Here is a 20485-nt window from a genome sequence, read left to right on the forward strand (position 1 = left end):
TCGGTTCTGGGGTGGAGCGTAAGTAAAATAATGGTTCGTGGAGACACGAACCATGGCGAGAGAAGATTACACATATAAGCCTCGGTTCGTGTCTTCACGAACCGAAACAAAAATTAAAACACAATTATGAAAAAGTTTTTAAACCCATTGATGTTGCTAACATTACTGCTAACCACAGTAAATGCATTCAGTCAAACAAAAGATGTTGTTGTACCAGAAGAAATCTTAAGCAAAGCAAAAGAATGGACTTCTCCCTTAAATTTAACCGATGCAGCTAAGAAATCAGCAGTCGAAAATGCAATTGCGGTTCATTTAACCACTATTAGAGATTGGCATAACGATCATCCATCATCAACAGTTCCTGATGGAATAAACCCAGTTACTGGAAATAAATTAAGTGATTTAGACAAACAGATCATAGTCGATTCGGCTATTCCTTCAGCTGTTCATCAGGCTTTAATGGATGGACTGAGAAAAAACTTAACACCTGAGCAGGTTGAAACAATCTTAGACAAATACACCATCGGTAAGGTTGAATTCACGATGAAAGGTTACAAAGCAATCGTGACTGATTTAACTGCAGATGAAGAAACAAAGATTTTAGCTTTTTTAAAACAAGCTCGTGAGCAAGCTGTCGATTATAAAAACATGAAACAGATTTCGGCAATCTTCGAGATTTATAAAACAAAATCGGAGCAGATGTTGAATAATAATGGCCGCAGTTGGAGAGCACTTTATAGCGCGTATACTAAAAAGATAAAAGAAGAGAAAGCAGCTAAGACAAAACAATAAAAAGTTTCCTGGCCACATCGTCATTCCCACGCAGGTGGGAATCTTAAAGCAAACGAATGCATAGCTAAGCATTAGGATCCCCAGTCAGGCTGGGAATGACGCGTGGGACATAGAAGTACATTAATAAAAACATGATGTTAAAAAGAAAAATACACATTACACTAACCTTTATTTTTGCAATCTTGATGAGCGCTAATGCCCAGGTAGAAAAATGGCAAACCGGAATCGTAAAACAAGAGTTTATTTACGATAAAGCACCATTTCCATCGTGTCACTCCGCAACGATAGCAGAAACGCCAACAGGTTTAGTTGCTTCATTTTTTGGAGGAACTAAAGAACGGAATCCCGATGTAGAAATCTACATTAGCCGCTTTGTAGATGGCAAATGGTTAGCGCCGTTTTCGGTTGCTAATGGTATCCAACCAGATGGTAAAAGATTGCCTACATGGAATCCTGTTTTATATCAGGTTCCAGATGGAGATTTATTGTTGTTTTACAAAATAGGCCCGAAACCATCTGAGTGGTGGGGAATGATTCGAACTTCGAAAGATGGTGGTAAAACCTGGTCTGATGCTACAAAATTACCCGATGGATATATTGGTCCTGTAAAAAACAAACCGGTTTTATTAAGCAGCGGGAATCTGTTCGCACCATCGAGTAAAGAGGGCGATGGCTGGAAAATCCATTTTGAAGTAACCAAAGACAATGGCAAAACCTGGAGAACAGTTGGGCCACTTCCTGAAAATGGCATTAAAGCCATCCAACCGAGCATTTTACAATATGGAAATGGAAAATTGCAGATTTTAGCCAGAACAGCCAACCGTGCAATTGTAGAATCCTGGTCTAACGATAACGGTGAAACCTGGTCTGCATTAACCAAAACATCATTACCCAATAACAATTCAGGTACTGATGCAGTAACCATGAAAGATGGCCGCCAGGTATTGGTGTATAACCATGTTTTACCTCCAGGCGATTTAGCCAAAGGACCACGTACCCCATTAAATGTTTCGATCTCAAAAGACGGAAAAGAATGGTCTGCAGCATTAATTTTAGAAGATTCACCGATCAGCCAATATTCTTATCCTGCAGTGATTCAAACTTCTGATGGCATGTTACATTTTATTTATACCTGGAGAAGAGAGAAAATCAAACATGTGGTTGTAGATCCATCGAAGCTGAAACTTAAAAAGATCAAAGCTGGTGTATGGCCGAAATTGAAAGGATATACTGCTCCTGTGATTACCGAAACTAAAAGTGAGGAGGGTTAAGATGATAGATTTAACTAGATACGTCATTTCGAGATTGGGGCGATCGTCATTGCGAGGCACGAAGCAATCTATTTTACCAAGAAAGATTGCTTCGGCTGATGAAAAATCAGCACTCGCAATGACGGGTAGGGCGCTTAAATACTTAGCTATATTATTCATTACCAATATATCGTCTGCAAATTATAGCTCCGCCCAAACCCAAAACACCGATAATCTTTATAAAAAGCCTCTTGCAGAAGTTTTGAAAGAGATTCAAACGCGTTTTAAAGTGCAAATCAAATATTCAGAACCACAGGTAAAAGACAAATGGGTAAACTATGCCGATTGGCGATTCCGTGCAGATGTTGATGAAACGCTTGCCAATGTGCTTACGCCTTTGGACATGAAGGTAAACAAAGAAAAACCTGGCGTTTACAAATTAAAGGAATACGAATATTATCGTTGGGAAGTTCAGGATGGTTGGGCATATTTAGACCACTTAGCCACAAAATATCACGATCAGGCAAGTTGGGAAAAACGCAAAGCAGAAATTAAACCCGAATTGTACAAAGCTTTACTGTTATCGCCATTACCTGCAAAACCAAATTCAAAACCGATTGTCACGGCCAAAAGAATTTTCGACGGTTACTCGGTAGAAAACATTGCATTAGAAATTTTACCAGGTGTATGGATCAATGGCTCACTGTACAAACCATTAAACTTTAAAGGGAAAATTCCTTTGATTTTAAGTCCGGATGGTCATTGGGAAAAACAGCGTTACAGAGCCGATTGTCAGATCCGCTGTGCAATGATTGCCAAAATGGGGGCAATGGCTTTTAGTTACGATCTGTTTGCCTGGGGCGAATCGATGTTGCAATTTAAATACGAAGACCATCGCCGTAGTTTAGCACAAACTGTTCAAACTTTAGGTGGGATCAGGATTTTGGATTACTTCAGCTCGTTAAAAGAAACAGATACCAACAGAATCGGGATCAGCGGAGGTTCGGGTGCCGGAAGCCATTCTATTTTAATGACGGCTATGGACGACCGAATTAAATTAAGTGCACCAGTGGTTGCAATGTCATCTTATTTTTATGGTGGTTGTCCATGTGAAAGCGGAATGCCAATCCATCAATGTGGTGGTGGAACCGATAACGTAGAATTGGCGGCAATGGCTGCCCCTCGTCCCCAGTTATTGGTTTCGGATGGTAGCGACTGGACAGCACATACACCTGAACACGATTTTCCTTACCTACAAAAAATGTACAGTTATTATGGTGTGAAAGATAAAGTCGAGAATGTTCATCTTCCTGATGAAAAGCACGACTTCGGCATCAATAAACGCATTGCATTGTACGATTTCCTAATCAAAAACTTCAAATTAAATGCTGTTACAGTTAAAGATAATACCGGTAAATACGATGAAAGTAAGGTAACCATCGAAAAGGAAAATGCGCTATATGTTTTCGGCGATAAAGGTGAAAAATTACCTAAAAATGCGGTCATGGGCTTTGAAAATCTGGAGAAATTATTCCCTTTAAGCACGAGTAAGTTTTAGTTATGCAATATCAAAATAGGAGATCTTTTATAGGCAATGTAGCTTTGTTATCGGGAGTTTTAATGATTCCCGATCAATTGCTTTTTGCAGCAGAGAAAAAGCACCGTTTTAAAATTGCGGTAATTGATTTAATGATCTTGAAGCGTCAGAAAATCAGCGCTTTGCCACTTGCAAAAGAAATCGGTGCCGATGGACTGGAAATTGACATGGGTGGTTTGGGCGATCGAGAAACTTTCGATAACAAATTGGCCGATCCGACAATCAGACAGGAGTATCTGGATAAGGCAAAAGAATTAAATCTTGAAATCTGTTCTTTAGCCATGACCGGATTTTATGCGCAATCATTTGCCAAACGACCCACTTATCAGAAAATGATCCAGGATTGTTTGGATACCGCTAAAGCAATGAATATTAAAGTGGTATTTCTACCATTGGGAATTCAGGGAGATTTGGTTAAAAACCCTGAACTGCGTGAGCCAATTATACAAAGGCTAAAAGTGGCTGGAAAAATGGCATCGAAAGCTGGAATTACCATCGGAATTGAAAGTGCTTTAGACGCAAAAGGCGAATTACAGCTATTAAAAGATATTGATTGCAAACATGTTAAAAGTTATTTCAATTTCTCTAATGCAATAAAAAACGGGAGAGATTTACACGAGGAGTTAAGAATTTTAGGAAAGAAAAACATCGTTCAGATACATGCTACAAATGAAGATGGTGTTTGGTTACAAAACGATCCTAAAATTGATCTCCATAAAGTAAAAGAAACTTTGGATGGTATGGGCTGGAGCGGATGGTTAGTGGTAGAGCGAAGCCGCGATGCTAAACAACCTACAAACGTAAAATATAATTTCACGGCCAATACAAGCTACCTGAAATCGGTTTTTCAAAACAATAGGTCGTCATTGCGAGGCACGAAGCAATCTCAATAAGACAATTATGGAAATAGCTACAACGAAACAGATGCGAATCGAAAAGTTAAAAAAAGAATGCATGTCTTGGTTCGTGTCTTCACGAAAAAAAAAAATTAAATCGTTTTTCAGTCTCTTGATTGTTTTGTCGTTATTGTGCTTTGAAGCAAGCGCAGTAGATATTTATGTCTCTATAAATGGTGCTGATACTAACATAGGAACCAAAGAAAAACCCTTAGCAACACTTCATTCTGCTGTGAGAAAAGCAAGGGAATTGAGACGTTTAAATGATGTTTCCATTAAAGGTGGTATCCGGATTATAATCGGCAAAGGTTTTTATCAATTGCATGAACCGGTAGTTTTTCGACCAGAAGATTCAGGCACAAAAGATAGTCCGACAGAAATTATTACAAACGAAAAGGTTGTTTTTAGTGGTGGTATAAAAGTAAAAGGCTGGAAAAAACTTAATGGTACAGTTGCTGGCTTACCAAAAGAAGCACAAGGTAAAGTTTGGCTTACAGATCTTCCAAATTTTGATGGGAGCGATCTCCAGTTCAGGCAGCTTTGGGTAGATGGGAATAAAGCCATCGGTGCAAAAAACTATAATGGCGAAGAAATGGGGAGGATCTTATCCTGGGATACCGAAAAACAAACCTGTACCATTCCGCTTCAAAAAAACATCAATTTAGCAACCATAAAGGGAATGGAAATGCTTATCCATCAATGGTGGGCAATTGCGAATCTCCGTGTTAAGTCGGTTAAAATTATTGGCAATACGGCTGAGCTTTCTTTCATGCAGCCAGAGCGTAGAATTCAATCAGAGCATCCTTGGCCAGCACCTTGGATTTCGGATAAAACAGGTAACTCTGCTTTTTATCTAAGCAATGCGATTCAATTTTTAAATGAACCTGGCGAATGGTTCGAAGATCTGCAAAATCATAAACTTTATTATTGGCCCAAGGCATCCGAAAATATGTTGAGTGCCGAGGTAATTGCTCCCGCTTTAGAGAATCTCGTTAAAATTGAAGGAACGATTGATCAACCGGTTTCTTTTGTAAGTTTCAAGGGCATTTCCTTCGAACATGCTACATGGTTGAGGCCCTCAAAACAAGGTCATGTACCACATCAGGCGGGTATGTACATGCTCGATGCTTATAAATTGGAAAAAGCCGGAACACCAGATAAACCTACGCTAGAAAATCAGGCTTGGGTTGGTCGACCTGCTGCTGCAGTTGAAGTGAGTTATGCAAACCACACAACTTTTCAATCTTGCCGTTTCGTACATCTGGCTTCTACAGCTTTAGATTATAAAAAAGGAACTGCCGACAACCAAATTAAAGGGAATTTATTCAAGGATATTGGCGGATCAGCCATTTTAATCGGAACTTTTTCTGATGAAGCGACTGAAGTACACCTGCCATATAATCCGACAGATAAAAGAGAAATTTCGACGAACAATAAAATCGAAAACAACCTGATTACCGATGTTACCAACGAAGATTGGGGTGCCGTAGGTATCGGAGCGGGATATGTTCGTGGCATAAAAATTCTACACAACGAAATCAGCGATGTTTCTTATTCAGGCATTAGCATGGGTTGGGGCTGGACAAAAACGAAAAACGCCATGGAAAACAATACCATTAGTGGCAATAAAATCCACCATTACGGAAAACACATGTACGATGTAGCTGGGATTTACACCTTATCTGCTCAACCAGGATCATCCATCACAGATAACGTAGTTGACAGTATTTACAAAGCACCATATTCACATTTGCCAGATCATTGGTTCTATTTGTATACCGATGAGGGTTCATCTTATATCACCATCAAAAACAACTGGACACCAACAGAAAAGTATCTTCAAAATGCGAACGGACCAGATAATCTATGGGAAAGCAATGGACCAAAAGTAGCCGATCAGATTAAACAAAATGCAGGTTTAGAGAAACCTTTTCAATATTTATTAAGGGAAAAAGCGAACTATTCTAAAAAAGAAATTAATCAGGCTATTGAACAGTCAGTTGTATTCGAATTGATTTTTAAGTCGGATAATCTTCCTAGCAACAACACTTTAAAAACTTTCGCAAAAGAAAATAACCTTCTGCCGAGTTCAATTTATAAATGGAACAACCGATTGGTGATTTATACTTCCAGTTTAAAAGTGGAGAGTTTAAAACAAACCTTAAAGCGCCACGATGCGGCTGAGATTAAGTTTTATGATAACCTGTTTTATGATTTCAATCGAGAAAAAAACTGTGGAGATAAACCTACAGCAGAATGGGATAACATCATTTTGTCGGCTAATCTGGTTAAGGATGAAAAAATGCAAAAAGAATATCTGGTCTATCATAAAACGCAATTTGAGAAATGGCCCGAAATTTCAAAGGGATTTTGCAATGCAGAGTTTCAACGTTTGGCCATTTTTAAAAATGATCGGCAACTCATGCTAATTATCAGTATCCCGAAAGGAAAAAAATTAGATGATTTAAATCCAAAAACCACCGAGAATAATCCAAAGGTGGATGAATGGAATGCCATCATGAAAAAATATCAGGAAGGAATTGAAGGCACAAAACCAGACGAGGTTTGGGTGTTCTTTAAACCGATAGAATAAATAAGAATAATCGTCATTGCGAGGAGGCACGACGAAGCAATCTTTATAACTATCGCTACCCGTGGGGTGCATTAGGATTGCTGCATACCACGCAATGACGGAAAGAAAAACAAAAACGCTTAGAAAAAATAATATCATGTTAAGATTAGGGATTTTAGGTTTAGGAGAGGGCAGAAGCACAATTTCTGCATCATTGTCTAGTAGAAAATTTAAGCTCATCCAAATTTGCGATGCCAATAAAAAGCTTTGCGAAGAACGTGCTTTAGAATTCGATTTTCAGAATTGGACAACAAATTATGAGGATATGTTAACCAGCGATAAAATCGATATGATTGCGATTTATACGCCAGATCATCTGCATTTCGAGCACATTAAACTCGCACTGGAGCACGGAAAACATGTGGTTTGCACCAAACCATTTATCGACGACCTATCGCAGGCTAACGAACTTTTAGAACTTGCCAAAAAATCAAGAAAAAAGATTTTCGTGGGACAGAGTTCTCGTTTCTTCGAACCTGCAAAGCGCCAAAAGAAAGATTTTGATGAAGGTTTAATTGGAGAGTTAATCACTATAGAAAGTCACTACCATGCCGATCACCGTTGGTTTTTAGAGAAAGGTTGGTCCTTAAAACAATCGTTTAAATGGCTGTATGGCGGATTAAGTCACCCTGTTGATTTTATCAGGTGGTATATGCCCGATATCGAAGAGGTAATGGGCTATGGTATGTTGAGTAGCAACGGTTTAAATGCTGGATTGAAAAACCAGGATACGATGCACTTCATTTTCAAAGCAAAAGATGGTCGGATTGCAAGGGTTAGTGGCGCTTATACAGGGCCTACGCAACCTGCAAGTCGCGATAGTGGTATGAGTTGTATTCTCCGCGGAACAGAAGGTGCAAGTCAGGCTGATTACCATGAACTGCGTTATTCGGTTACTACAAACACTGGAGAAGAAAAAATTATTACCTGGGGCGATTCTACCTTAAAACATTATTTCCGTTTCGAAGGTCAAAGCCACCATGCCGGAGAATACCAGAATTACCTGGATTATTTTGCTGACAGTATCAACAACAACTTTACTGCTTATCCCGATTTAAAGGAAGGAATTGGAACGGTGGCTTTATTGCAAGCAATGGATCAATCTTTAGAAACCGGTTTACCAGTAAAAGTTGATGAAATTTTGAAGGCAAATCACATAACACGGGAATCGATAGGGTTGTAAAAGCAAAGATCGTCATTGCGAGGCACGAAGCAATCCTACAACTATGGGTTGATTAGCGATCGCATTAAGATTGCTTCGTACCTCGCAATGACGAAAAGAATAAAAGCAGCTCCGTGACAAAACTAAAAAACTAACCAAATAAATTAATGGGAAACATTGTAGAACGTTTAACCAGTTTAGATTACTTCATTGTAATTGCTTACCTCATTGTACTGATTATCATTGGCTATCGGGCCAGTTTCTCCAAAAAGAAAAACGCCGACGAAACCTTATTTCTGGCCAATAAATCTTTAAACTGGAGCAGCATCGGTTTCAATATGTGGGGTACAAATGTAGGCCCATCAATGCTGTTGGCTTTTGCGAGTATTGGTTACAGCACTGGTATCGTGGCGGTAAATTTCGATTGGTACGCTTTTATATTTTTATTCTTGCTCGCCATTGTTTTTGCTCCAAAATACCTTGCTGCTAAAGTAAGTACCATGCCCGAGTTTATGGGCAACCGTTACGGCGATTCAACCCAAAATATCCTGGCCTGGTATGCTTTAGTTAAGATTTTAATCTCATGGTTATCATTGGGCTTATTTGCAGGTGGCTTTTTAGTCCGCCAGATTTTAGGCATTCCCATGTGGCAATCGGTTACTGTATTGGTTGCTTTTGCCGGACTGTTCACCTTTTTCGGTGGTTTAAAAGCCATAGCAAAAGTGAATGTATTCCAGATGATTTTATTGATTGCTGTTTCACTTTCGTTGATGCTTTTAGGCCTAAACAAAGTTGGTGGGATTTCTGCATTGTACGAAAAAACACCACATCACTTTTGGAACCTGGTACAGCCAGCCAGCGATCCAAAATACCCTTGGTATGCTATTTTATTGGGTTATCCTGTGGCTGCTGTGGCTTTCTTCTGCACCGATCAATCAATGGTTCAATCTGTTTTAGGTGCTAAAAATTTAAAGCAGGGGCAATTGGGAGTCAGTTTCATCGGATGGCTAAAAATCCTCTCATTACCGTTATTTATTGGTACAGGGATACTTTGTTATGTGCTGTTTCCTAACTTAAAAGATCCGAACGAAGCTTACATGACTATGGTAACCAATTTATTTCCTCCAGGCATGAACGGCTTGGTAATCGTTGTGCTAATTGCAGTATTGGTCGGTACTATCGGGTCGTCGTTAAACTCACTGAGTACCGTTTTTACTATGGATATTTACGTGAAGAAAATTAACCCTCAGGCCAGTAACAAACAGATTATCCGTATTGGCCGATGGGCAGTTGTGGCAGGATGTATCTTTGCTGTTATTGTAGTTTTGGCGATCGATAATATTAAAGGACTAAATTTATTCGACGTTTTTCAGTCGGTTTTAGGCTTTATTGCACCGCCGCTTTCTGTTGTATTCTTATTAACCGTTTTCTGGAAAAGAACCACTAGAAAAGCGGTAAATTTTACACTGTCAATAGGCTCTATTTTAAGTTTGGGCGTTGGAGTGACTTACCTATGGATTTTACCTTCCGATAAATATACTTTCTGGCCGCATTATCTGATGCTTTCGTTTTTCATTTTTGCGGTATTACTGGTTATTGCAATTTTAATTTCTTTGTTAGATAGATCACCAAGTATTTATACCATTAATGAAGAACATGAGGCCAACATCGAAAAACCTGATCGAACAGTTTGGATTTCGTGGATTGCATTGGCAGTGGTAATGGTTGCGCTTTACCTTTTCTTTAATGGACATTAAAATGAAAGTATCGTCATTTCGACCGTAGTGGAGAAATCTATAGGAATTGTACTCCATAGATTTCTCCATTCCGCTGCGCTTCAGTCGAAATGACGAAAAATAAACCTAACCTAAACGATATGAAAAATTTAAAAAAAATACTCTTTGTTGCCATTTTCTCCTGCACTGCAGCACAGATTTTTGCGCAAAAAGCATCCTGGATCTGGTATCCGGGTGACTTAGATATTTATATGAGTAACGTGATGCAGAACCGCAGAACCGAAAGAGGTTCATTTTTCCCTGTATTCTGGAAAATGGACAGCCACTATGTTTTGGTCGATTTTCACAAAGAATTTAATCTTGCCCAATCTGAAGAGGTTAAACTGTTTGTAGAAGGTACATACAACGTTAAAATCGATGGCCAGGCCATTGCCGGTTTTCCAAAAAGCATTCAGATCCCAGCAGGGAAACACAAATTAAGTTTGAAGGTTTATAATCAGACTAACGTGCCGGCAATTTTTGTTCAAGGCAAAACGGTAGTTTCTGATGAAACTTGGTTAAGCACATTTGAGGATAAAGAATGGATTGATGCGAGTGGGAAAACCTCTGATAAATCGGGAACTACTTTTGTTTCGGCAGGTTCTTGGAACTTATCTGATCCCACTAAATTACCCTCACAATTTAAATTACCGGTAGTAGCACAATCGGCAGTTAAAACTGAAAAGGTAAATAAGGGTGCAGTTTCTGATTTCGGAAAAGAAACCTTTGGATTTATTAAAGTGCACGGTTTAAAAGGAAAAGGAAGATTGAGTATTTATTATGGCGAATCGAAAGAAGAAGCCTTATCTGTTGATAAATGTGAAACCTTAGATTATCTGGATATAGATTTGTCACAGAAAAAAGATTCTATTATGCCACTCTCAAAGGCTTTCAGATACGTGAACTATCAATCAGAGGGCAATGTATCGGCCGATTCTGTTTCGATGTTGTATGAATATGCGCCTGTAACAGAAAGAGGAAGTTTCAAATCTTCAGATAGCGAACTCAATAAAATCTATGATGTTGCTAAATACACTTTCCACCTCAATACCCGTGAGTTTTTCATCGATGGCATAAAACGCGACCGCTGGGTGTGGAGTGGCGATGCCTACCAAAGTTATTTGATGAATTATTACTCGTTTTTTGACGCACCAACAGTAAAACGGACGTTACTTGCTCAACGCGGCAAAGATCCGGTTACGGCACACATTAATACCATTATGGATTATTCTTTTTATTGGTTTTTAGGAATTTACGATTACTACAAATTCACAGGTGACCAAAAATTTGTGCAGGATATTTACCCACGCATGCAATCGCTGATGACTTACATTGATGGAAGAAAGAATAAAAACGGCTTGCTGGAATGGATGCCCGGCGATTGGATTTTTATCGATTGGGCAGATAAACTGAGTAAAGATGGAGAAGTAAGTTTCGAACAGCTATTATACGCACGAAGTTTAGAAACGATGGCTTTATGCGCCAAATTGGCCAATGATACAGAAGGTATTGCGAAATACGATAAACTGGCAAAAGAACTGAAAAGCAAAATTTTCGAACTTTACTGGAACCAAAAGAAAAGTGCTTTGGTGCACAGTCGTATTGATAATAAACAAACCGATAATGTAACCCGTTATGCCAATATGTTTGGGATCTTCTTTGATTATTTTACGCCAGAACAAAAACTGGCTGTTAAAAAGAATGTACTGCTTAACGATCAGATTGCTAAAATAACCACTCCATACATGCGTTTTTATGAGTTGGAAGCACTATGTGCGATGGGCGAACAACCTTATGTACTTAAGGAAATGAAAAATTATTGGGGTGGGATGTTAAAATTGGGCGCTACTTCTTTTTGGGAAGAATACAACCCTGATAAAAAAGGTACAGAACACTTAGCAATGTACGGCAGGCCTTTCGGAAAAAGCCTTTGTCATGCCTGGGGCGCAAGTCCGATTTATTTATTAGGAAAATATTATCTAGGTGTTCAACCTACAAGTGCGGGTTACGAAAGCTATACCATTGAACCCAATTTAGGCGGTTTGGAATGGATGGAAGGAAAAGTACCTACAGCTAATGGTGATATTTCGGTGTTTTGCAGTAAGAAAGAAATCAAGGTTTCGTCTGCAACAGGATTAGGAAAATTACGAATTAAAAGTAAAACCAAACCCCTGGTAAAAGATGCTGAAGTGAAAGAAATTTCGAAAGGAATTTATGAGGTAACGATTGAAAAGGGCAAAGAGTATAATGTGAAATACTCAGCATAGTTTCGTCATTGCGAGAAGGCTTTTTCAGTCGGGAGCCTGTCACGACCTTTCCTATTGTGTGGACACAATTAATTATAAAGATTCTTTTCCCGCTCTATGCCGCGGCGGCAAGGTACTTTGGGGCGCCAAAGTACCCAAAGCGCTTTGTCAATCCGGCAATGTGGCTTCTCACCATCCCAGGCTCATCAAAAAAACAGCGGCACTTTGTTTTGCTCGTTTCTGCTCAATGAAAGTTTGAGTGATATTTTCACAAAACCACTGCGTTTCAGGTTTGGTAGCGCGAGTTGTCCTATTGTGCAACTGTTTTTTTGATCTTCCGCCACTTGGGATTGACGGAGTCCCGTTAGCGCTCGTTTCTAACGAGCGTTGAATAGTTTGTCGTTTACAAAACGATAAAATCGTTTAGCTTTCTATGCACTCGTTGTGAAACGAGCGCAAACACGTTTCTTAAACTCCAATCCTTTGCTCAATTTTTTTAACGCATTTCTGCGCTTCGGCCAGTATAACATCGTTTTCGATTGCCTGATCTACATTGATGGCATTTAACATTGAAATGGTTAAACAGGCAATAATACCGTTATTACCCGCAATACCAATTGGTACTGAAAGATCGGTTACCCCTGAAACAGAATCACTATTTTTAAAATAAGAGCCGCTTTGCTGAATATCTTCTAAAGAACTCAAAAAGTCTTCTTGCTGGGCCTTATGGTATTTCTTAAAAATTACATTGTTTTTTAAGGTGGTGTTCCGTTCTGCATCTGGCATATAAGCCAGCAACACTTTTCCGGATGCGGTTAATGGCAATGGAAATAAATTACCCTCTTCAATGGAAAGCGCAATCGGTCCCGGACTTTTGGCATGGATAATCACCATCACCTGGTTCATGTACAAAATACTCAAATGGCACGATTGACGGATGGTATTGGCCAGTTCTTCCAATGGAAATTGTGCGGCCTTACGCAATTCATCAATCGGCGAATGCCTGTGCGAAAGGTAAAAAAGCTTTAATGATAGCCGGTATTTCCCAGATACTTCATCTCGCAGGATATACCCGCGGCTTTCCAAACTCATCAACATGCGGTAAATTTCATTCGGTGTTTTCTCAATACCAACCGCAATTTCAGTTTGGGATAACGGGATAGACTGTGCTGATAAATATTCCAATATATCAAGTCCCTTATCTAAAGCAGGGGCCTGGTACTTCGATTCCTTTTCGTTCATACAGGTTTAAATTTGGCTGTAGCGTAATTTTTACATCTCAAACATACAAAATGCTTTCCTATTTATCGACGGGAAGAATTTGTAATTTAAATACGAATATATGTTTTCATATTTAAAAAAAACATTTATATTTGAATTGATGCTAATTTATTGTTTAAACCTTTTCTAAAACGGATTTTCAATAACATTAAAATATCAGTTAACCATTTATAAACCAAAATTTAACCCTTGCCCTTGCGTAAAAATTTCGCAATGCTAATCACAGGATAATGAGCAGATTTCTGATTTTTTCGTGGCTTTATCTTTTGAGTATTCCGCTTTATGCGCAGGATATTAAAGTTGTTGATTTGACTTGTGGTTATAGAAACAACCCGGCAGGCATTGATATCCCCAACCCTAATTTAAGCTGGAAATTGCAATCATCTAAACACAATGTGATGCAGGTAGCTTATCAAATCCTGGTTTCAGAAAATCCTTCAAACTTAAAAAAGAATAAGGGTGAGGTTTGGGATACTAAAAAGGTAAATTCAGGTCAATCGATCCAGGTTATTTATAAAGGGACCAAACTTCAATCAACCAAAACTTACTATTGGAAAGTGCATGTATGGGATAATTATGGAAATGAATCGGAATGGAGCAGTACTGCCTACTGGCAAATGGGCTTGTTAAATACAGCTGACTGGAAAGGAGCTAAATGGATTGCATATGAAAAACTGACCGATTCTAATATAAATACTTTACCAACTGACGGTAAAAAAGATAAATACAATGGTAATAATACCTTGCCCATGTTCCGCAAGGGATTTACCGTAACAAAGACCATTAAAAAAGCTACGGCTTTTATTTCTGGGTTAGGCCATTTCGAAATGAGTTTAAACGGATTAAAAGTTGGTGACGATTTCCTGGCTCCAGGCTGGACCAAGTACGATAAAGAGGCTTTATACATCACCTACGATTTAACCAAACAACTTAAGAAAGGTGAAAATGCAATCGGTGTGATGCTCGGCAATGGGTTTTATTATATTCCACCGGTTAAAGAGCGTTATAGAAAACTAAAAGTAGCTTATGGTTACCCTAAAATGATCTGCAGATTGCTAATTGAATACAGTGATGGTACTTCTGCAAATATCGTCAGTAATCAGACCTGGAAAACCACACCATCGCCAATAACTTTTTCGAGTATTTACGGTGGAGAAGATTATAACGCTAATCTGGAACAAAAAGGCTGGAATTCAGTTGGTTTTAACGATGCAAAATGGAAATCCGCTTTGCTGGTTAATGGACCAAAATTAAATGCGCAAATGGAAGAGCCTGTAAAAGTTTTTGAATATACCTCCGCTCTAAAAACTACTCCTGTTCCTAATGGGGAATGGGTTTATGATATGAGGCAAAATTCATCAGCTATTATCGAATTAAAAGTCCGCGGTAAAAAAGGCGATACTGTTCGCATTACTCCTGCAGAGTTAATAAAAGAAGATGGCTCAGTAACGCAAAAAAATATGGGCGGTCCGTCTTACTTTACCTATATTTTAAAAGGTGAGGGTGTCGAAACCTGGCGACCAAAATTCTTTTATACCGGATTTCGTTATTTACAAGTTAAAGGAGCTATTCCATCAGGCAAAGAAAACGCTTCAAATAAAGTCATAATTGAAAACCTGAAAGCTTTACACATTAGAAATGCTGCCGAGCAAGTAGGTAAATTCTCCTCTTCAAATGAATTGTTTAACAAAACCTTCAGTTTAATCGATTGGGCCATTAAAAGTAATATGGTGAGTGTGTTTACCGATTGTCCACACCGCGAAAAATTGGGTTGGTTAGAGGAACTGCATTTAATGGGCAGTTCGGTGCGCTACAATTATAATGCTGCGCCGCTGTTTAAGAAAGCCTTACAGGATATGAAAAACTCCCAATTGGCCAGCGGACTCATCCCTGAAATTTCACCAGAATATGTAAAGTTCGAATGGGGTGGCGATATGTTCCGCGATTCTCCTGAATGGGGTAGCAGCGGGGTTTTGATGCCATGGTATTTATATCAATGGTATGGCGATAAGCAGGCGATGCTTAATTATTACCCAATGATGCAGCAATACATTAATTATCTGGGAACTAAGGCAAATGGTAACATATTGTCGCAAGGTTTAGGCGATTGGTACGATTTAGGTCCGAAACCGCCAGGTGTTTCTCAATTAACCCCAATGGGCGTTACGGGTACAGCAATTTATTACTACGATTTAAATATCATGGAAAAAACAGCAACACTTTTAGGTAAAAAAGCTGATGCTATGACTTATGCAAAACTGGCTATCGAAGTGAGAAAATCTTTCAATAATAAATTCGTCGATGCCAAAACCAAACAGTACGCAACGGGTTCGCAAGCTGCTAATGCAATGGCGGTCTATATGGGTTTGGTTGAAGAAAAAGATAAAATTGCAGTGATTGAGAATTTGGTTAAAGATATTAGAGATCGTAAAAACAGTTTAACTGCTGGTGATATTGGTTACCGTTATGTTTTACGTGTTTTAGAAGACGCAGGAAAATCGGATGTGATTTTTGATATGAACAGCCGTTCTGATGTACCTGGTTATGGTATGCAGCTTGCCAAAGGCGCAACAGCGCTGACCGAATCGTGGGCAGCCTTGCCAAGTGTATCCAACAATCATTTTATGCTGGGGCACTTAATGGAATGGCTGTACAGTGGCCTTGGTGGCATCCGTCAGGAAGAAAATTCTATTGCCTTCAAGCATATTAAAATCGAACCTGAAGTAGTGGGTGATTTAACTTCGGCTGATGTGAGTTACAATTCCCCATATGGCAATATTTCTACCAAATGGACAAAAACGGATAAGAATTTCACTTTAGAAATTAACATCCCTGTAAATACAAAAGCGACAGTTTATTTCCCTGTTTTACCAAATTATGATCTCTCGGAAGAATATAATTCATTAGTTAAAGATGGGGGTACAGAAAACGGCAAAACAAAGGTGGCTGTTGGATCAGGTTATTATAAATTTAATTTGAAGCACCAATGAAAAAGATAATCCTGGCATCTTTCCTTTTTGTAAGTGCATTGAAATTAAATGCGCAAACCACTAATCCTGTTTCAGCAGAAACGATGGAAAAAATTTATCAGGAGGTTAAAACCCCTTATAAATATGGTTTGGTCATGGTGCCAGAAGATAAAGACCATAAAATGGATTGTCCGACTATATTTAGAAAGGGCAAAGATTGGTACATGACTTACCTGATTTTTAGCGGCCGCGGTTACGAAACCTGGTTGGCTAAAAGTGAAGATTTATTGCATTGGGAAAATCAGGGCAAATTAATGTCTTTCGGCGATGCTGGTTATTGGGACGATAACCAAAAAGCAGGTTACAATGCACTGCTGGATACAAAATGGGGCGGGAGCTATGGCGTAAATCAATTCGATGGCAAGTACTGGATGTCGTATTTTGGTGGCAAAGAAAAAGGTTATGAAGTAGAGCCATTATCCATTGGGATGGCCTACACAAGCAAAGATCCATCAATGGTGCAGGAGTGGGGCAGGTTAGACAAAGCGGTTTTAACTTCTGGTGATGCTGACGTGCGTTGGTGGGAAAACCGCAACAAGCTTTTTAAAAGCACGGTAATTGAAGACAAACAAAAATTAACCGGTCATGCATTTGTGATGTACTATAATGCCGTTGGCGATTCGTTGGTAAACAACAAAAAAACACGCTGGTACGAGCGCATCGGTATGGCGGTTTCTGATGATATGATCTACTGGCAGCGTTTTAATAAAAACCCTGTGGTTCATCATCCGGTTGGCATTACCGGAGATGCTGTAATCCAAAAGATTAACAAAACCTGGGTAATGTTTTACTTTGGTGCTTTCTGGCAGGATAGAAAGGGTTCCTTTAACCGTTTTGCTGCTTCAAACGACCTGGTAAACTGGACCGACTGGACAGGCGATAACCTGATTGAATCATCAGAAAAATATGATGAATTGTACGCACACAAATCTTTTGTTTTGAAATATAAAGGCACGGTATATCATTTTTATTGCGCCGTTAACAAACAAGACCAACGCGGAATTGCTGTTGCTACCTCAAAAGATTTAGGTAAAAGTAAAGTGAATTTTGTAAGTGAAACGAAGAATTAAGATGAAGAGGCTAGAGACAATATTAAGGTTAAAACCATTTCCAACTGCCAAGGTTCGTGTCCTCACGAACCTCAAGGTCAGTTTCATTTTCAAATTAATATTGGCATTAACCTTATTAAGTGGAGCTGCATCCGCACAATCGCGCACCAGAATTAGCTTCAACAAGGATTGGAAATTCTTTCTGGGCGATGAGCCAACGGCAAAAATATCTTCATTTAACGACCTGAAATGGAGAAAACTCACCTTACCGCATGATTGGAGCATTGAAGGGAAATTCGATGAGAAAAACCCTGCAAAACCAGAGGGTGGTGGTTTGCCAACGGGCATCGGCTGGTACAGAAAAGAATTTATTGCCCCCGCTAATTTTAAGAATAGATTAATCAACATTGAATTTGATGGCGTATATAAAAACAGTGAAGTTTGGATCAATGGTCAATATTTAGGCAAACGTCCATACGGCTATAGTTCTTTTTCATACGAGATCAGCAAATTTTTAAAGACTGGAAAAAATACCATTGCCGTTAAGGTAGATAATTCAGCACAACCCGATTCGCGCTGGTATTCTGGCTCAGGGATTTATAGAAATGTATGGTTAACATCGGCTGCAGCAGTTTCGGTAAAGCGCAACGGTATTTTCATCAAAACGAGTGTAGTTAGTGGCAACAAGGGGCAAAGTAACGAGAGTAGGATTTTATCTCCTGGAGAAAGCTTAGCATCAATCGCTGTTGATATCGAACTCGAAAATAAATTCAACGTAAAAGGGACTTATAAAATCCTGACCACCATTTTCGATGATAAAGGAGTAAAACTTCAACAAAAGCAATGGCCAATGGTGGTTGATCAAAATACTGCTAAGTTAGTCACAAATGGTTTGGTCATTGCAAATCCAAAATTATGGTCGGTTGATCGACCGGTAATGTACACCCTGGTTACAGAGATTATGCAAGCCGACGGGAAAATCATTGACCGTTATACTACACCATTTGGAATTCGTGATTTCAATTTCGACGCACAAAAGGGCTTTTCGTTAAACGGAAAAGCAATGAAAATTTTAGGTGTTTGCCTGCACCACGATTTAGGCGCTTTAGGGGCCGCAGTAAATGTGCGTGCAATGGAACGTCAATTAGAAATAATGAAAGCGATGGGCGTAAATGCCATCCGGACAGCCCACAATCCACCTGCTCCTGAGTTTTTAGATTTATGCGACAAAATGGGTTTCCTGGTAATGGATGAAGCTTTTGATATGTGGGTGAAAAAGAAAACCAAAAACGATTATCACCTGAATTTCCTTGAATGGCACAAAAGCGATTTAGAGGAAATGATTAAACGCGATCGTAATCACCCATCCATTATTCTCTGGAGCATTGGTAACGAAATCCGCGAGCAGTTTGATAGCACAGGTGTGTCCATTACAAAAGAATTGGTATCAATTGTTAAAAATCTGGACAAAACCCGTCCGGTAATCTCAGCGTTGACGGAAACAAAAGCCGAAAAGAATTTTATCTACCAAGCCAATGCACTTGATATTTATGGATTAAACTACAACCACAAACTGTATAAAGATTTCCCTAAAAACTATCCGGGCGTTAAGTTTTTGGCCACAGAAACTACTTCTGCTTTAGAAACGAGAGGTTTTTATGATACTGCCGATACCATTCGCCGCTGGCCAAGAGATGGAAAAACAAAGTTTACTGATGGCAATAAAGAATGGTCGGCATCTGCTTACGATAATGTTTCAGCCTATTGGGGTTCTACACACGAAGAAACCTGGAAGGAAGCAAAAAAATACGATCATGTTTCTGGTTTGTTCGTATGGACAGGCTTCGATTACCTGGGTGAGCCATTGCCGTATCCATGGCCAGCCAGAAGTTCATATTTCGGAATTGTCGATTTAGCGGGTTTTCCTAAGGATTCATATTATATGTACCAGAGCGAATGGACTAATAAACCCGTATTGCATATTCTGCCGCATTGGAACTGGAAACAAGGAAAACCGGTCGAAGTTTGGGCTTATTACAACAATGCCGATGAAGTGGAGCTTTACCTGAACGGAAAATCATTAGGTAAAAAATCGAAACAAGGTGATGATTTACATGTGTTTTGGAATGTGCCTTTTGAGCCTGGAACTTTAAAAGCAGTATCGCGAAAAAATGGGAAGGAAGTTTTAGTACGTGAAGTGAAAACAGCAGGAGATCCCGCAAAAATTGAATTGATTGCCGATAGAAAAAACATTAAAGCAGATGGCAAAGATTTATCCTTTATCACCGTACGCATTTTAGATGCAGCAGGAAATGTTGTCCCCGATGCGGATAATGTGGTCGATTTTAAAGTGGAAGGAAATGGTTTTATTGCGGGCGTTGATAATGGTTTTCAGGCAAGTGTAGAGCCTTTCAAAGCCAATTACCGCAAAGCCTTTCATGGATTGTGTTTAGCCATCCTGCAATCAACAGAAAAAACAGGAACGATTAAACTTACCGCATCATCCGCTGGTTTAGCTGAATCGTCAATCATAATTAAAACGGGTAAATAGAGTAAAAAATGAGTCTATCGGTTGGTGTCTCACCGACCGAAATAAATTAAATAAAAAAATATGGTCGGTGGAGACACCAACCATTAGATAAATTGAATTCGAAAGTAGAAAGAATAGCTTCAGAAGAACAAAAAGGTAGTTTCGAAGAGCAATAATGGTATTCGGAAGTAGAAAGAATAGCTTAATCTATCGGTTGGTGTATTACCGACCGAAATAAACCATAAA

12 protein-coding genes are annotated in these 20485 nt (G+C 39.1%); 11 read left to right on the top strand and 1 reads right to left on the bottom strand.

Annotated elements, in window-relative coordinates; genetic code table 11:
- Positions 1–126: 126 nt before the first annotated feature.
- The 8 genes from R2R28_RS23085 to R2R28_RS23120 all read left to right on the top strand — a co-directional run bounded on the left by R2R28_RS23085 (position 127) and on the right by R2R28_RS23120 (position 12371).
- Positions 127–792, top strand: a complete 666-nt coding sequence (locus R2R28_RS23085) for a DUF3826 domain-containing protein (RefSeq protein WP_316828016.1) — start codon at positions 127–129, stop codon at positions 790–792.
- Positions 793–923: 131 nt separating this feature from the next.
- Positions 924–2063, top strand: coding sequence for a sialidase family protein (locus tag R2R28_RS23090; RefSeq protein ID WP_316828017.1), 1140 nt, complete (start codon positions 924–926; stop codon positions 2061–2063).
- Position 2064: 1 nt separating this feature from the next.
- Positions 2065–3600, top strand: a complete 1536-nt coding sequence (locus tag R2R28_RS23095; protein WP_316828018.1) for an acetylxylan esterase — start codon at positions 2065–2067, stop codon at positions 3598–3600.
- 2 nt (positions 3601–3602) lie between these two features.
- On the top strand, positions 3603–4532 hold the full coding sequence (locus tag R2R28_RS23100) for a sugar phosphate isomerase/epimerase family protein (protein ID WP_316828019.1): 930 nt from the start codon (positions 3603–3605) through the stop codon (positions 4530–4532).
- A gap of 61 nt (positions 4533–4593) precedes the next feature.
- Positions 4594–7128, top strand: coding sequence for an L-rhamnose mutarotase (locus R2R28_RS23105; RefSeq protein ID WP_316828020.1), 2535 nt, complete (start codon positions 4594–4596; stop codon positions 7126–7128).
- A 136-nt stretch (positions 7129–7264) separates the two neighbouring features.
- The gene (locus tag R2R28_RS23110; RefSeq protein WP_316828021.1) at positions 7265–8350 is read left to right on the top strand and encodes a Gfo/Idh/MocA family oxidoreductase; all 1086 of its coding nucleotides are present in this window, start codon (positions 7265–7267) and stop codon (positions 8348–8350) included.
- 146 nt (positions 8351–8496) lie between these two features.
- The gene (locus tag R2R28_RS23115; RefSeq protein WP_316828022.1) at positions 8497–10086 is read left to right on the top strand and encodes a sodium:solute symporter family transporter; all 1590 of its coding nucleotides are present in this window, start codon (positions 8497–8499) and stop codon (positions 10084–10086) included.
- A gap of 119 nt (positions 10087–10205) precedes the next feature.
- Complete coding sequence (locus R2R28_RS23120; protein ID WP_316828023.1) at positions 10206–12371, top strand: amylo-alpha-1,6-glucosidase; 2166 nt, start codon at positions 10206–10208, stop codon at positions 12369–12371.
- A gap of 447 nt (positions 12372–12818) precedes the next feature.
- Here the strand turns inward: R2R28_RS23120 and R2R28_RS23125 are convergent, their stop codons facing one another.
- Positions 12819–13592 (bottom strand): IclR family transcriptional regulator, encoded by a 774-nt coding sequence (locus R2R28_RS23125; protein ID WP_316828024.1) that lies wholly within the window; start codon positions 13590–13592, stop codon positions 12819–12821.
- A gap of 269 nt (positions 13593–13861) precedes the next feature.
- On the opposite strand from R2R28_RS23125, the gene R2R28_RS23130 reads away from it, so the two are divergent.
- From R2R28_RS23130 to R2R28_RS23140, 3 genes are all read left to right on the top strand, one after another.
- On the top strand, positions 13862–16621 hold the full coding sequence (locus R2R28_RS23130) for a family 78 glycoside hydrolase catalytic domain (protein WP_316828025.1): 2760 nt from the start codon (positions 13862–13864) through the stop codon (positions 16619–16621).
- A complete protein-coding gene (locus R2R28_RS23135) occupies positions 16618–17730 on the top strand; it encodes a glycosylase (RefSeq protein WP_316828026.1) in 1113 nt (370 codons plus the stop codon). Before R2R28_RS23130 ends, R2R28_RS23135 begins: the two co-directional genes overlap by 4 nt.
- A 100-nt stretch (positions 17731–17830) precedes the next feature.
- Positions 17831–20260, top strand: coding sequence for a glycoside hydrolase family 2 TIM barrel-domain containing protein (locus R2R28_RS23140; protein ID WP_316828027.1), 2430 nt, complete (start codon positions 17831–17833; stop codon positions 20258–20260).
- Positions 20261–20485: the final 225 nt, after the last annotated feature.

The sequence above is a fragment of the Pedobacter miscanthi genome (genome assembly GCF_032678605.1).
Classification (GTDB): domain Bacteria; phylum Bacteroidota; class Bacteroidia; order Sphingobacteriales; family Sphingobacteriaceae; genus Pedobacter; species Pedobacter miscanthi_A.